We start from the raw sequence: 12,712 nt of genomic DNA, 5'->3' as shown, positions 1-12,712 counted from the left end.
ATGCTGCTTAATGTTGTCGTTGTTCGGTTCGACAGAGGGGCCGGCGACGGAGCGTTCAGGAGGAGAAGACGATGCGTGCGGTGATTCAGAAGTCGTTCGGCGGGCCCGAGGTGCTGGAGGTGGCGGAGGTCGAGAAGCCGCAGCTGCTGTCCGGGGAGGTGCTGGTGCGGGTGCGTGCCAGTGCGGTCAATCCGGTGGATGTGGCGGTTCGGTCCGGGGCGTTCCCGTTGCTCGGGCAGCCGCCGTTCGGGGTGGGGTGGGATATCTCGGGGGTGGTCGAGGAAGTCGGGCCCGGTGCGCGGTATGAGGTGGGGGACGAGGTGTACGGGATGCCGTTCTTCCCGCGTGCCGCAACGGGTTACGCGGAGTACGTCGCTACGCCGTCCCGTCAGGTCGCTCGAAAGCCGAAGTCGCTCAGTCATGTCGAGGCTGCCGCGCTGCCGCTGGCGGTGCTCACCGCTTGGCAGGGGCTGGTGGATCGGGCCGGGGTGAAGGAAGGCGACCGGGTGCTGATCCATCGTGCTGCGGGCGGTGTCGGGCATCTGGCCGTGCAGATCGCCAAGGCGCGCGGCGCCTATGTCATCGCGCTGGCGAGTGCCGCCAAGCACGATTACGTGAAGAGTCTCGGCGCGGACGAGGTGATCGATTATCAGGCAGTCGATTTCACCGAGGTGGTGCGGGACGTCGATATCGTCTTCGATTCGGTGGCCGACGCCGAGAACAATCTGAAGGTGCTGAAGCCGGGCGGGGTGCTGGTGAGCATTCTGGAGCACATGAAGCCGGAGGTGGCCGCCGCCGTGAACGCTGCGGGCCGTCGCTTCGCCGGTGTCTCGGTCGAGCCGGATTACGCTGCGCTGGAAGCAATCTCCGAACTCGTCGACGCGGGCAAGCTGCGGCCCACCGTCGCGAACACGCTGCCTTTGGAAGAGGCCGGCAAGGCGCACGATCTGGTCGCCTCGGGGCAGACCATCGGCAAGGTAGTCCTCACCGTCAACTGACCACTGCCACAAGGAGATCGGCATGGACGTCCTCAGCGAGGCCCTGGCCTCGATGCGCACCGCCGCACCCAGTTCGGTGCGCACCGAAGGCCGGGCCCCCTGGGCCATGCGCCTGCCGGACGTCCTCGGCGCGGGCTTCCACGTCGTGCTGCACGGCAACTGCTGGTTCTTTCCAGCCGCCGGATCCGACCCGATCCCGCTCAATCAGGGCGATGTGATCTTCCTGCGGCACGGGGCCGGTCATGTGCTCGCCGACCATCCCGACACCCCGGCCGAAGTCCCGCGCCCCGACCAATACGACCGCTGCCCACCGGTGGGAGCGGTCCGGCTGGGCGCTCCCGGCGCGCCGACGACCGCCCTGCTCTGCGGCAACTACCACCTCGACGGCCAGCGCCCCCACCCGCTGCTCCGGCAGCTCCCCGAGGTCATCCACCTCCCCGCCCGCCCCGGCCGCCACCCCGAACTGCACGCCGCCATCCAGCTCCTGGCCGCCGAACTCGACAACCCTCGCATCGGCTCCCACGGCATCGTCCCCGCCCTCATCGATGCCCTCCTGCTCTACATCCTGCGCGCCTGGATAGAAGACCGGCCCCAGTCCGAAGCGGTGGGATGGGCTGCGGCCCTGCGTGATCCGGCGGTAGCCCCCGCCCTCGAAGCCATGCACACCGACCCGGGCGCCGCCTGGACCGTCCAATCCCTGGCCGATCACGCCGGCCTCTCCCGAGCCGCCTTCGCCCGCAAATTCACCACCATGGTCGGCGAACCCCCACTCGCCTACCTCACCCGCTGGCGCCTCACCACCGCCGCCCGCCTCCTCCGTGAAGACGACCTCCCCATCGAAAAGGTCGCCGCTCGAGCCGGTTACAGCTCCGAATTCGCCTTCGGCAAAGCCTTCAAACGCGAATACGGCCAAGCTCCCGGCCAATACCGCCGCCAGGCCCGGGCTGCCGCTTGATCGTCATCCCCGCCTGTCGGTCCGGCGGGGATGTGCCGTGCCGGCCAGAGTTATCCATGCGGTGTGCCGCTCGTCGTCGATGGCGTACCAAATACGGCCGCCTGCAGTGACTTCGAACTGCCACTGCTCCATTTCGACGCCGTCGACCACGACTTCGGCAAGATCCAGGCGAAGGCCGGTCAGCCATCTGCGCCACCCTGACGTTCGACATCGACGGCCTCGGCCGTGTCGAACGGTCCGCGTAGGCGGCGAGTCAGCTCGGGGTCGGAATACACCTCGGCAGTGGACTGCCATTCTCGCAGGGCGCGCGAAAAAGGCAGCAGCAAGCCGGTTTCCGCGCCAGCGAGGAGATGATCAAGGAGTTCCTGTACGCATTCGGGGCGTGCGTTCGCGGGCAGCCAGATCAACCAGGGGAGTTCCTCGGCGAACACCTCCTCGGCCAACGCGCGATTGGCCTTGGCGATGATCGCGAGCGAGCGAGCTGCCAGGCTCAGCCCCTTCACCATTGCATCGAAACGCTCGGAGCGCATGAGGACGAGGTTCTCGGCATCCCGTCGTTCGAGAATGACGTCGGCGTCGTCCAAAGCGGGGAACACGCTGGTCTGCTTATTGATCAGCGTGGAAAAGGGGAACGTCCGAGTCGCCATTAGCCTCTGCTACCTAAGACTTCGAAACTAGTTCGGTACTCATGGGGGTTGTGGTGAGATCGATCGCCGATGTGATTCGCCGCCTGCTCGCGCGGCGACGCCGTGCGAATGCTCTCGAGCAGCTGCGGAGGGCGGTTGACGCGGGAGCTGTGGATCTCGATGTCTTGGCCGACAAGCGGAAGTACCGGCATTGAGAACCGCGAAGGGCGTCCGCGAATGTCGCGGACGCCCTTCGGGTCAGAGGTTCCGATTCACAACCAGGTGTCGAGGGTGGTCGTGGTGAGGAAGTGTTCGAGGTCGGCTCGCCAGGGGGCGGGGGTGGACTTCTCGGGTTCGATGGCGGTGTATTGACCGCGGTAGAAGAGGAGTGGCCTGTCGGAGCCGGTGGACTCCGACAGGGCCAGGACGCGGCCGATCACGATGTAGTGATCGCCGCCGTCCAGCACGCTGTCCACTTTGCACTGGATCGTGGCCAGCGCGCCGTCCAGGACCGGGAGTCGCAGATCGGATGCGTGCCAAGGCACTCCGGCGAACTTGTCGGGCTCGCGGGAGCCGAAGCGGGCGCAGACGGGCTGCTGTTCCTCGGCGAGGATATTGACGCAGAACATGCCGGACTTCTCGATGGCCGCCCAGGAGCGGGAGGCCTTGGTGGGGCAGAAGAGGACCAGCGGCGGGTCGAGGGACAGGGCGGCGAAGGACTGGCAGGCGAAGCCGATGGGGGCGGGGCCGCCCTCGGCGTCGTCGTCGAAGGTGGTGATCACGGTGATGCCGGTGCAGAAGCTGCCCAGCACGTTCCGGAACTGCCGCCCGTCGATGGCGGGGTATTCGTCAGTGGTCATGTCCACCCTGTCGCTCATTACTTGAATCCGACGGTGAAGTCGTGGCCCCACAGGCTGACGGCCGTGGATTCGCGCGCGATCCAGGACTCGTCCTCGACTTCGAGCCCCTCGCAACCGAATTCGATATCGAACCCGCCCGGCGTCTTCATGTAGAAGGAGAGCATCTTGTCGTTGATGTGGCGACCCAGGGTGGCCGACATCTTGACCTTCTTGCGATTGGCGCGATCCAGGCAGAGGCCGACGTCGTCGGAGTTCTCCACCTCGACCATGAGATGCACGATGCCGGTCGGATTGGGCAGCGGCAGGAACGCCAGCGCGTGATGGCGCGGATTGCAGCCGTAGAAGCGCAGCCAGGCCGGATCGCCGTCGGCGGGACGCCCCACCATCTGCGGGGGCAGGCGCATGGAGTCGCGCAGGCGGAAGCCGAGCACGTCCTGGTAGAAGGCTTGTGCCGCAGCATCATCGGTGCAGGTGAGCACGACGTGCCCGAGCCCCTGTTCGGCGGTCACGAACTTGTGGCCGTACGGGCTGACGAAGCGCCGGCCCAGGTACTGCGCACCGTGGAACGCCTCGAGCGTATTGCCGGAGGGATCCTCGAAACGGATCAGGCCCTCGACGCGACGCTCGAGCTTCTCCTCCTTGGTGCCCTCGACGAAGGAGACGCCCGCCTTGGACAGGGTGTCCCGAAGGTCCTGCAGCGCAGGCGCGTCGGTGACCTCCCAGCCGGAGACCAGCAGCCGGTCCTTCTCGCCGGGCACGATCACCAGGCGGGCAGCGAAATCGTCCATCCGCAGGTAGAGCGCGTCGGGATTGTTGCCCGAGCCCTCCATCATGCCGAGCACCTTCAGGCCGTACTCGCGCCAGGCCGCCATATCGGTGGCCTCGATGCGCATATAGCCGAGGGCCTTGATCCCCATCGTCACTTCTCCTTGACGCCGAGCAGGAAGTCGGTTGCCAGGCGGTTGAATTCGTCGAACTTCTCCAACTGCGCCCAGTGCCCGCAGCCGCCGAACACGTGCAGCTGCACGCGCGGGACCATCTTCAAGGCTACGAGCGCGCCGTCGATCGGGTTCACCCGATCTTCGCGGCCCCAGATCATCAGCACCGGCTGCCGCAGCTTGAACGCGTCCCGCCAGATCATGCCCTTGGCGAAGTCCGCGCCCGCGAACGATTTGCCCATGGCGCGGGTGGCGGCCAGCGACTCCGGCTGCGACGCCGAGGCGAAGCGCTCCTCGACCAGTTCCGGCGTGATCAGCGACTGATCGAACACCATGATCCGCAGGAACGCCTCCAGGTTCTCCTTCGTGGGTTCGAAGTTGAACTTGGACAACAGCTTCACGCCCTCGGTGGGGTCCGGCGCGAACAGGTTGGTGGACAACCCGCCGGGACCCATCAGCACCAGCTTGCCCGCACGATCCGGGTAGTCCAGCGCGAAGCGGGTGGCCGCGCCGCCGCCGAGCGAATTGCCCAGCAGGTGCACGCGTTCGGTGATGCCGAGGTGATCGAGCAGATCCTTCAGCGCCGAGGAGCTGTGCACGAAGTACTGCGGGTGCTCGGTCGGCTTGTCGGACTGCCCGAACCCGGGCTGGTCGACGGCCAGCACATGGAATTCCTCGGCCAGCACCGGAATGTTCTTGGCGAAGTTCGACCAGGAGGACGCACCCGGACCGCCGCCGTGCAGCAGCACGATGGTGGGGCCGTTGCCGACGCCCGCCTCGTGGTAGTGCAGCTTCAGGTCCGGTCGCACCTGGGCGAACCGCGAGGTGGACTCGTAGGTGATTTCTTCCACTGCGGTCATGGTTTACACCATCGTGTCGGTGATCGGGAGACCGAACGCGTGGCTGCCGTACATGACGTAGGCGCGTTCGGCATCGTTGGCGGCGTGCACGCGGCCGGCGTGCGCGTCCCGCCAGAAGCGCTGCAGCGGAGTGCCGTTGGCGAGCGCGGTGGCGCCGGCGGCCTCGAACAGCCGGTCGATGGAGGCGATGGCGCGGCCGGTGGCGCGCACCTGGTCGCGGCGGGCGGCGGCGCGCACGTCGAACGGCACGTCCTTGCCCGCGACCAGCAGGGCGTATTCGTCGGCGACATTGCCCGACAGCTGCCGCCAGGCGGCGTCGATATCGCTGGCGGCCTCGGCGATCCGGACCTTGCCGAACGGATCGTCCTTGGCGTTCTCGCCGGCGTAGGCGGCGCGCACGCGCTTGCCCTGGTGCTCCACGTGCGCCTCCAGCGCGCCGTAGGCCATGCCCACGATCGGGGTGGAGATGGTGGTGGGATGGATGGTGCCCCACGGCATCTTGTACACCGGGTCGGTGTTCTGCTCCAGGCCGGGCGCGCTCAGCTCGCTCATGGCGCGGAAGCTGAGGAAGCGGTGCCGGGGCACGAAGACGTTCTCCACGACAATGGTGTTGGAGCCGGTGCCGCGCAGGCCGACCACGTTCCACACGTCGTCGATCTTGTATTCGGTGCGCGGGATGAGGAACGAGCCGAAGTCGACCGGCTTGCCGTTCTTGATGACCGGGCCGCCCACGACCACCCAGGTGGCGTGATCGGAACCGGAGGACCAGGCCCACTTGCCGTTGACGGTGTAGCCGTCGCCGTCCTCGGTCACCACGCCGGCGCCCATGGGCGCGTACGACGAGGAGATGCGGACGTCGGTGTCCTCGCCCCAGACCTCTTCCTGCGCACGCTGATCGAACAGCGCCAGGTGCCAGTTGTGGACGCCGATGATGCCGGAGACCCAGCCGGTGGAACCGCACGCGCTCGCGATCTTGCGGACGGTGTCGTAGAAGACGACCGGATCGGCGGCGTACCCGCCCCACTGGCGCGGCTGCAGCAGTTTGAAGAACCCGGTCTCCTGCAGATCCTTGACCGTCTCCTCGGGAAGGCGGCGCAGGTCTTCGGCTTCTTGGGCACGTTCGCGGAGGGTGGGCAGCAGCGCCTCGACCCGGTCGACTACTTCTTGCGTCATCTCGCCAGATGCTCCTGCCTGGTGCGTGTCTTCCCGATAGATCGGGAAGCGGTTCACGTTTGCCCCTGAGAGTAGAACACGTTCTTATTCCTGTCGAGAACGCTGTTCATTCGCAGCTCAGAGCGGCCCCATCCTGGTAGTTAGGCGTATCGCTGGCGTAAGGCCGAGCAATTTTGTAACGTGTTCTAGTACTTCCAGAGGAGGAGAACGATGGCTACAACCCCGCAGGGGCCCCGCGGAAAGGTCCGTGAGATCGATGTGGGCGCCATGCCCACGCGATTTGCCCGGGGCTGGCACTGCCTTGGACTCGCGAAGACCTTCCGCGACGGAAAGCCGCACTCGGTCAACATCTTCGGCACCAAGCTGGTCGTTTTCAAGAACAGTAAAGACGAGCTGAAGGTGCTCGACTCCTACTGCCGCCACCTGGGCGGCGACCTGTCCATGGGCGAGGTCAAGGGCGACTCCATCGCGTGCCCGTTCCACGACTGGCGCTGGGGCGGCGACGGCAAGTGCACCGGCATTCCGTACGCGCGCCGCGTGCCCCCGCTGGCGCGCACCCGGTCCTGGATCACCTTGGAGCGCAACGGCCAGCTCTTCGTCTGGCACGACCACGAGGGCAATCCGCCGCCGGACGAGGTGACCATCCCCTACATCGAGGGACCGTTCACCAATGCCGACGGCAGCGGTTCGGAAGAGCTCAACGACGGCTGGACCGACTGGACCTGGCACTCGATGCTGATCGAAGGCTCCAACTGCCGCGAGATCATCGACAACGTCGTGGACATGGCGCACTTCTTCTACATCCACTACGCCTTCCCGACGTACTTCAAGAACGTGCTCGAGGGCCACGTCGCCACCCAGTACCTCGAGACCAAGGCCCGCCCGGATATGGGCAATGCCGCCAAGATGGGCATCGATGTACTGCTCAAGTCGGAGGCGTCGTACTTCGGCCCGTCGTACATGATCAACCCGCTGCTCAATATCTACAGCGGCTACGAGGTCAAGACGGTCCTCATCAACTGCCACTACCCGGTCTCGCAGGACGCGTTCGTGCTGCAGTGGGGCGTCTCGCTGGAGAAGCCGAAGGGCCTTCCCGAGGAGCAGGCCGCGTCCTTCGCGGAGAAGATGACGGTCGGCGTGTCCGAGGGCTTCCTGCAGGACGTCGAGATCTGGAAGCACAAGTCCAAGATCGACAATCCGCTGCTGACCGAAGAGGACGGCCCGGTCTACCAGCTGCGCCGGTGGTACGAGCAGTTCTACGTGGACGTCGCCGATATCGACCCGCGCTCCACCCAGCGCTTCGAATTCGAGATCGACACCTCCAAGGCCGTGGAATCCTGGACCGCGGAGGTCGAGGAGAATCTTCGGAAGAAGCGCGAGGCGGAGGAAGCCGGCGCATCGGAGGAGGCGAACGCTTGATGACCAACTGGGCCAAAGCACCGGACTTCGCGGACCGTCCGGAACAGCGGGAGCAGGTGCGCGCCCAGACGGTCCTGGACAAGGCCCACTACCTGGAGGCGGGCCTGACGCCGCTGGCCTGTCTGACCTGCGGCACCCAGGTGCTGGTGCGCAAGCACAGCAATCAGCAGCGCACCGTGCAGTGGACGGTCGATCCGGCCGAGCACTGCCCGGTGTTCGCCAAGATGGCCGAAGCCGGGCCGACCTTCGGCAAGCCCGACTCCTGCCCGAATCTGGAGAAGACCATCGACCACGCGCTGGCCGAGGGTCTGCTCGAAATAGACGATTAGCCGCGGCTCCGATTCACCCGAATCGGAAGTCGGCGAAGTCGAATCCCGGTGCGACGACACAACTCACCAGCACGTGCTCGTCGCCCGCCGGGCGGGCGGCCTGGCTCACCCCACCGGGAACCACCGCCTGGGGCCGCTGCCCGCGCTCGACATCGGGCCCGAGGACGACCTCCTCACCCCCGATGTCCAGCAACAGCGGACCACCCCCGTGCCACAACCAGATCTCGTCCGATTTCACCGTATGCGGTGCGGACGCCTCACCCGGCAGCAGCAGGAAGTAGATCGCCGTCGCACTCGCGCGCGGCCCGTCATAGCCCTTCGGCTCGAATTCCACTCCGTTGCGCCAGGTTTCCCGATACCACCCGCCCTCCGGATGCGGACGCAGATCCAATGCGGCGGCCAGCGCGGGCCTCTCATCGCTCATTCCTCCGAACGTAGACCGGCGCGCCGCCCGATGCCGCTCGGTGCGTGATTCTCGGGAAAGATGAGTGTTCCGGTAGATTCTTCTGGTGAAACAATGCCTGATGCTCTCATTGAGAGAGTGGTAGGTTCGGCATGTGGACATCTTGAGCGAGACCATAGCGGCTATTCGCACCGGCGACCCCGCGTCGGGGATGTTCGTGCGTCACGCACCGTGGGGGCGGAGTTATCCGCGGGTGCCGGGGGCGAGTTTCCATGTGGTGCTGCAAGGTTCGTGCTGGGTATTGCCGCCCGACGGTGAGCCCATCGCGCTCGGGGCCGGCGACGTGCTGTTCATGCCGCGCGGCGCGCACCACGACATCGTCGATCAGCTCGGCACGCCGATCACCGAGGTGGCGCGGCCGGGCGAGCCGCGCGAGATCGTCGGACCGGGCGCGCGGACCGTACTGGTGTGCGGGGCTTATGAACTCGGGCGGCAGCGCAGTCACCCATTGCTGGACGAACTACCCGAGTTCATTCATCTGCCGGCCCGGCCCGGGCGGCATCCGGCCCTGCGCGCCGCCGTGGACCTGCTGGCGGGGGAGATCGCCGAACCGCGACCGGGCGCCGACGCCGCCATTCCCGCGCTGCTCGACACCATGCTGCTGTTCCTGCTGCGCGCCTGGTTCGACGAGCAGGCCGAAACCCAGTCCGGCTGGGCGGGCGTGTTCACCGATCCGGCCGTCGCGGTCACCCTGCGGGCCATTCACGATGCGCCGGACCGGGCCTGGACCGTGCCGGAACTCAGTGTCGTGGCGGGGGTTTCGCGCGCCACCCTGGCCCGGCGGTTCACCGCCACGGTGGGGGAGCCGCCGCTGTCGTACGTGACCCGCTGGCGCATGCTCACGGCCGCCCGCCTGCTGCGGGAGAGCGATACGCCACTGGCGAGCATCGCCCGCAAGGTCGGCTACCAGTCCGAATTCGCGTTCGCCAAGGCGTTCAAGCGCGAATACGGGCTGGCCCCAGGGCAATACCGGCGGGCGGAGGAAAAACCTGCGGTCATCGCGGTGTGAATCGCACTAGGCTGGGGCGAATGACGGATTGGCGTGCGCGCAAAGGTCCGATCGGAGTGCTCACCGGAGCGGGCATCTCCACCGATTCCGGCATCCCGGATTTCCGCGGGCCGCGCGGGGTGTGGACCGAAGATCCCATCGCGGAACTGCTTTCCACCTATCAGAACTACGTGGCCGATCCGGAACTCCGGCGGCGGGCCTGGCTGGCGCGCCGCGATAATCCGGCCTGGCGCGCGGTGCCGAACGCCGCGCATCAGGCGCTGGTGCGGCTGGCCGCGGCGGGGCGGCAGGTCGGCATCATCACCCAGAACATCGACCGGCTGCATCAGCGGGCCGGCTCGGACGGGGTGGTGGAGATCCACGGCAATATGTTCGAAGTGGTCTGCATCGACTGCGAATTCACCACCTCGATGGAGACCACGCTGGCGCGGGTGGCCGCCGGCGAGCCCGATCCGGACTGCCCGGACTGCGGCGGCATCCTGAAGGCCGGGGTGATCATGTTCGGCCAGCAGCTGGTGCCCGAATCCATTCGGGCCGCGGTGGATATCGCCGAAACCAGCGAGATCTTCATTGCCGTCGGCTCGTCGCTGCAGGTGGAACCGGCGGCCTCGATGTGCGCGGTGGCGGTGGACGCCGGCGCGGACCTGATCGTGATCAATGCCGAGCCCACCCCGTACGACGTGTACGCCGCCGAGGTGGTCCGGGATCCGATCGGCGAGGCGCTGCCGCGACTGGTGTCGGAACTGCTGGGCGAGTAGCGGATTCAGCTGAACGGGGACTGCGGGCGGTCCTGCAGTTCGCCGTCGATGTAGATGTCGACCTTCTCGTTGTAGAAACAGGCCAGGCCCGCGACCTTCTGGCTCTCCGGCAGCGGGGTGCGGTAGATCCACACCAGATCCGGGAACTCGTCCTCGCCGAGGCGGACGTTCCAGTATTCGGCGGTGCCCTTGTACGGGCATTGCGTCTCGGTGTCCGAGGCGGTCAGCAGGTCCAGCCGGACATCGGTGAGCGGCAGGTAGTAGCGCGCGGGCAGCCCGGTCTCGAACAGGATGCGCGGGGCGTGCGAATCCGCCAGGGTCTGCCCGTTCAGCTCCACCCGGATGTGCCGGGACGAACCCAGGATGTCGACCCGGCTGTAGGGATCGCGCGGATGCACGTAGATGGGCTCGTCCTCCTCGAACCACTGGTCCATGGCGTCGAACTTCAGGCGCACCAGATCACGCACCGGCTCGACCGCGGAGTCGAGGTAGCGCACGGCCGCGCCCTGGGCGACCACGTCGCCGACCACCACGTCGAATTCGAGTCCCGGGCCGAAGACCGCCGAGTCGTGCGGGCGACCGGTCGGTTCGAGCTTGGCGCGCACGTCATCGGCGGGCAGGTAGTAGGTCGGGTAGTACGGGTGCTCCCACACCAGCCGGGGCGCGAGCGAGTCGGCGGCCAGGTGACCGCCCAGGTAGACGCGTACCCGTTTGGCGCTCGGTTCGACCCGAGCCTGGAAACCGGGATTCGATTCGGTCATACCTCCCGACGGTACTCCGGCCGGAAAGGGGCAGTCCGGGAACGGAATTCGCATCGCCGCGCCGCTGTGCGCGGCACTCATGCGCACCTGCGATTTCTGCCCGCTGACCTGCCTGGATAGGGTGGTCTGGCAACACTCGAGCAACAAACCTGAAGGTGGTCAGATGTCGGAAACCGGCACCGTCGAGCAGCAGGGACTGCGGACCGGACTGCGACGGCGTCATATGACGATGCTGGCCATCGGCGGCGCGATCGGCGCGGGGCTGTTCGTCGGCTCCGGTTCGGTGATCGGCACCGCGGGCCCGGCGGCCATTCTGTCCTATGCCGCCGCCGGATTGCTGGTGCTTTGCGTCATGCGCGCCCTCGGCGAAATGGTGGTGGCCCGCCCGGTCGCCGGCTCGCTCGCCGAATACTCCCGCATGGCGCTCGGCCCGTTCGCCGGCTTCACCATCGGCTGGCTGTACTGGTACCTCTACGTCATCCTGGTCGGCGCGGAAGCCGTGGCCGGGGCGGCCATCCTGTCCAGCTGGATCGACCTGCCGCAGTGGGTGCTGTCGGCGGCGCTGCTGATCGTCATGACCGCGGTCAATCTGGTGTCGGTGCGGTCCTTCGGCGAGTTCGAGTTCTGGTTCGCCTCGATCAAGGTCGTCGCCATCGTCATCTTCCTGGCGCTCGGACTGGCCTGGGTGTTCGGGCTGTGGCCGGACGCGGAGAGCGGCTTCCACAATCTGACCGGGCACGGCGGCTTCGCGCCCAATGGCATCGCGGGCATCTTCTCGGCCATCGTGGTGGTCATGTTCGCCTTCGGCGGCACCGAGATCGTGACGGTCGCGGCCGCCGAATCCAAGGAGCCCGGCCAGGCCGTGGCCCGCGCCACCAACAATGTGCTGTGGCGGGTCGGCCTGTTCTACGTGGCCTCGATCTTCCTGGTGGTGACCATCCTGCCGTGGAACGACGCCCAGGTGCTGAAGAGCCCGTTCGTGAGCGCCCTGGACCGGATGGGCGTGCCGGCGGCGGGCACCATCATGCAGGTCGTGATCCTCACCGCGGTGCTGTCGGTGCTGAACTCGGCCATCTACGTGTCCTCGCGCATGCTCTACGTGCTGACCCGCGACGGCGATGCCCCGGCCGGGCTGGTCAAGGTCAACAAGCGCGGCGTGCCCGCCCGGGCGGTGCTGCTCGGCACCGTGGCGGCCTGGGGCGCGGTCATCGCCTCCTACGTCTCCCCGGATCAGGTCTTCACCTTCCTGGTGAACTCCATCGGCGTGGTGCTGGCCTTCGTCTACGTCGCGATCATGGCCTCCCAGCTGCGCCTGCGCGCCCGGCTGCGGCGCGAGGACCCGTCCGCGCTCACCTATCGCATGTGGGGTTACCCGTACCTGAGCTGGGCGGTCATCATCGCCATCTGCGCGGTCTTCATCGCCATGGCGCGCAATCCGGACCAGCGCAATCAGCTCATCGCCTCCACCGTCAGCCTGCTGTTCGTGGCCGCGATCTACCCGCTGCGCAAGCGGTTCGGACGCAAGCCCCCGGTCCGCGAGGTCGAGGTGCTGCACCACTAATC

14 protein-coding genes are annotated in these 12,712 nt (G+C 67.0%); 7 read left to right on the top strand and 7 right to left on the bottom strand.

Annotated elements, in window-relative coordinates; translation table 11 throughout:
- Positions 1-71 precede the first annotated feature (71 nt).
- Both LTV02_RS28910 and LTV02_RS28905 read left to right on the top strand, forming a co-directional pair.
- On the top strand, positions 72-998 hold the full coding sequence (locus LTV02_RS28910) for an NADP-dependent oxidoreductase (RefSeq protein WP_233034994.1): 927 nt from the start codon (positions 72-74) through the stop codon (positions 996-998).
- 22 nt (positions 999-1,020) lie between these two features.
- Positions 1,021-1,953: an AraC family transcriptional regulator gene (locus tag LTV02_RS28905; RefSeq protein ID WP_233034993.1), complete on the top strand. Its 933-nt coding sequence runs from the start codon at positions 1,021-1,023 to the stop codon at positions 1,951-1,953.
- A gap of 179 nt (positions 1,954-2,132) precedes the next feature.
- On the opposite strand, the gene LTV02_RS28900 is transcribed toward LTV02_RS28905, so the two are convergent.
- From LTV02_RS28900 to hsaA, 5 genes are all read right to left on the bottom strand, one after another.
- On the bottom strand, positions 2,133-2,600 hold the full coding sequence (locus LTV02_RS28900; protein WP_233034992.1) for a hypothetical protein: 468 nt from the start codon (positions 2,598-2,600) through the stop codon (positions 2,133-2,135).
- A gap of 251 nt (positions 2,601-2,851) precedes the next feature.
- Positions 2,852-3,457, bottom strand: a complete 606-nt coding sequence (gene hsaB / locus LTV02_RS28895; protein ID WP_269821566.1) for a 3-hydroxy-9,10-secoandrosta-1,3,5(10)-triene-9,17-dione monooxygenase reductase subunit — start codon at positions 3,455-3,457, stop codon at positions 2,852-2,854.
- The gene (gene hsaC, locus LTV02_RS28890; RefSeq protein WP_067718901.1) at positions 3,457-4,356 is read right to left on the bottom strand and encodes an iron-dependent extradiol dioxygenase HsaC; all 900 of its coding nucleotides are present in this window, start codon (positions 4,354-4,356) and stop codon (positions 3,457-3,459) included. Before hsaC ends, hsaB begins: the two co-directional genes overlap by 1 nt.
- 2 nt (positions 4,357-4,358) lie before the next feature.
- Complete coding sequence (gene hsaD, locus LTV02_RS28885) at positions 4,359-5,237, bottom strand: 4,5:9,10-diseco-3-hydroxy-5,9,17-trioxoandrosta-1(10),2-diene-4-oate hydrolase (protein WP_233034991.1); 879 nt, start codon at positions 5,235-5,237, stop codon at positions 4,359-4,361.
- 3 nt (positions 5,238-5,240) lie between these two features.
- Complete coding sequence (gene hsaA / locus LTV02_RS28880) at positions 5,241-6,410, bottom strand: 3-hydroxy-9,10-secoandrosta-1,3,5(10)-triene-9,17-dione monooxygenase oxygenase subunit (RefSeq protein WP_233034990.1); 1,170 nt, start codon at positions 6,408-6,410, stop codon at positions 5,241-5,243.
- A 210-nt stretch (positions 6,411-6,620) separates the two neighbouring features.
- On the opposite strand from hsaA, the gene LTV02_RS28875 reads away from it, so the two are divergent.
- The gene (locus LTV02_RS28875; protein WP_067718908.1) at positions 6,621-7,829 is read left to right on the top strand and encodes a Rieske 2Fe-2S domain-containing protein; all 1,209 of its coding nucleotides are present in this window, start codon (positions 6,621-6,623) and stop codon (positions 7,827-7,829) included.
- On the top strand, positions 7,829-8,158 hold the full coding sequence (locus tag LTV02_RS28870; protein ID WP_233034989.1) for a hypothetical protein: 330 nt from the start codon (positions 7,829-7,831) through the stop codon (positions 8,156-8,158). The genes LTV02_RS28875 and LTV02_RS28870 overlap by 1 nt, the downstream gene beginning before the upstream one ends.
- Before the next feature lie 13 nt (positions 8,159-8,171).
- Here LTV02_RS28870 and LTV02_RS28865 read toward each other — a convergent pair whose 3' ends face one another.
- Positions 8,172-8,582, bottom strand: coding sequence for a cupin domain-containing protein (locus tag LTV02_RS28865; protein ID WP_233034988.1), 411 nt, complete (start codon positions 8,580-8,582; stop codon positions 8,172-8,174).
- Between the two features lie 133 nt (positions 8,583-8,715).
- Here LTV02_RS28865 and LTV02_RS28860 point away from each other — a divergent pair, with 133 nt between their 5' ends.
- Together LTV02_RS28860 and LTV02_RS28855 are read left to right on the top strand one after the other, a co-directional pair.
- Complete coding sequence (locus tag LTV02_RS28860; protein ID WP_233034987.1) at positions 8,716-9,630, top strand: AraC family transcriptional regulator; 915 nt, start codon at positions 8,716-8,718, stop codon at positions 9,628-9,630.
- Positions 9,631-9,650: 20 nt separating this feature from the next.
- Positions 9,651-10,388 (top strand): SIR2 family NAD-dependent protein deacylase, encoded by a 738-nt coding sequence (locus tag LTV02_RS28855; RefSeq protein WP_233034986.1) that lies wholly within the window; start codon positions 9,651-9,653, stop codon positions 10,386-10,388.
- Between the two features lie 5 nt (positions 10,389-10,393).
- Here LTV02_RS28855 and LTV02_RS28850 read toward each other — a convergent pair whose 3' ends face one another.
- The gene (locus tag LTV02_RS28850; RefSeq protein ID WP_233034985.1) at positions 10,394-11,149 is read right to left on the bottom strand and encodes a DUF427 domain-containing protein; all 756 of its coding nucleotides are present in this window, start codon (positions 11,147-11,149) and stop codon (positions 10,394-10,396) included.
- Between the two features lie 163 nt (positions 11,150-11,312).
- On the opposite strand from LTV02_RS28850, the gene LTV02_RS28845 reads away from it, so the two are divergent.
- Entirely contained in the window at positions 11,313-12,710 is a 1,398-nt protein-coding gene (locus LTV02_RS28845; protein WP_233034984.1) for an amino acid permease, read from the top strand.
- Positions 12,711-12,712 lie beyond the last annotated feature (2 nt).

This window comes from Nocardia yamanashiensis (assembly GCF_021183565.1).
Classification (GTDB): domain Bacteria; phylum Actinomycetota; class Actinomycetes; order Mycobacteriales; family Mycobacteriaceae; genus Nocardia; species Nocardia yamanashiensis.
The sequence above is the reverse complement of the archived record's forward strand: the minus strand, read 5'-3'. Positions and strand labels throughout refer to the sequence as shown.

Excerpts from the sequence above, each read along its gene's own strand:
- LTV02_RS28910 (WP_233034994.1), top strand. The coding sequence starts at position 72 with ATGCGTGCGGTGATTCAGAAGTCGTTCGGCGGGCCCGAGGTGCTGGAG.
- LTV02_RS28905 (WP_233034993.1), top strand. The coding sequence starts at position 1,021 with ATGGACGTCCTCAGCGAGGCCCTGGCCTCGATGCGCACCGCCGCACCC.
- LTV02_RS28900 (WP_233034992.1), bottom strand. The coding sequence starts at position 2,600 with ATGGCGACTCGGACGTTCCCCTTTTCCACGCTGATCAATAAGCAGACC.
- hsaB (WP_269821566.1), bottom strand. The coding sequence starts at position 3,457 with ATGAGCGACAGGGTGGACATGACCACTGACGAATACCCCGCCATCGAC.
- hsaC (WP_067718901.1), bottom strand. The coding sequence starts at position 4,356 with ATGGGGATCAAGGCCCTCGGCTATATGCGCATCGAGGCCACCGATATG.
- hsaD (WP_233034991.1), bottom strand. The coding sequence starts at position 5,237 with ATGACCGCAGTGGAAGAAATCACCTACGAGTCCACCTCGCGGTTCGCC.
- hsaA (WP_233034990.1), bottom strand. The coding sequence starts at position 6,410 with ATGACGCAAGAAGTAGTCGACCGGGTCGAGGCGCTGCTGCCCACCCTC.
- LTV02_RS28875 (WP_067718908.1), top strand. The coding sequence starts at position 6,621 with ATGGCTACAACCCCGCAGGGGCCCCGCGGAAAGGTCCGTGAGATCGAT.
- LTV02_RS28870 (WP_233034989.1), top strand. The coding sequence starts at position 7,829 with ATGACCAACTGGGCCAAAGCACCGGACTTCGCGGACCGTCCGGAACAG.
- LTV02_RS28865 (WP_233034988.1), bottom strand. The coding sequence starts at position 8,582 with ATGAGCGATGAGAGGCCCGCGCTGGCCGCCGCATTGGATCTGCGTCCG.
- LTV02_RS28855 (WP_233034986.1), top strand. The coding sequence starts at position 9,651 with ATGACGGATTGGCGTGCGCGCAAAGGTCCGATCGGAGTGCTCACCGGA.
- LTV02_RS28850 (WP_233034985.1), bottom strand. The coding sequence starts at position 11,149 with ATGACCGAATCGAATCCCGGTTTCCAGGCTCGGGTCGAACCGAGCGCC.
- LTV02_RS28845 (WP_233034984.1), top strand. The coding sequence starts at position 11,313 with ATGTCGGAAACCGGCACCGTCGAGCAGCAGGGACTGCGGACCGGACTG.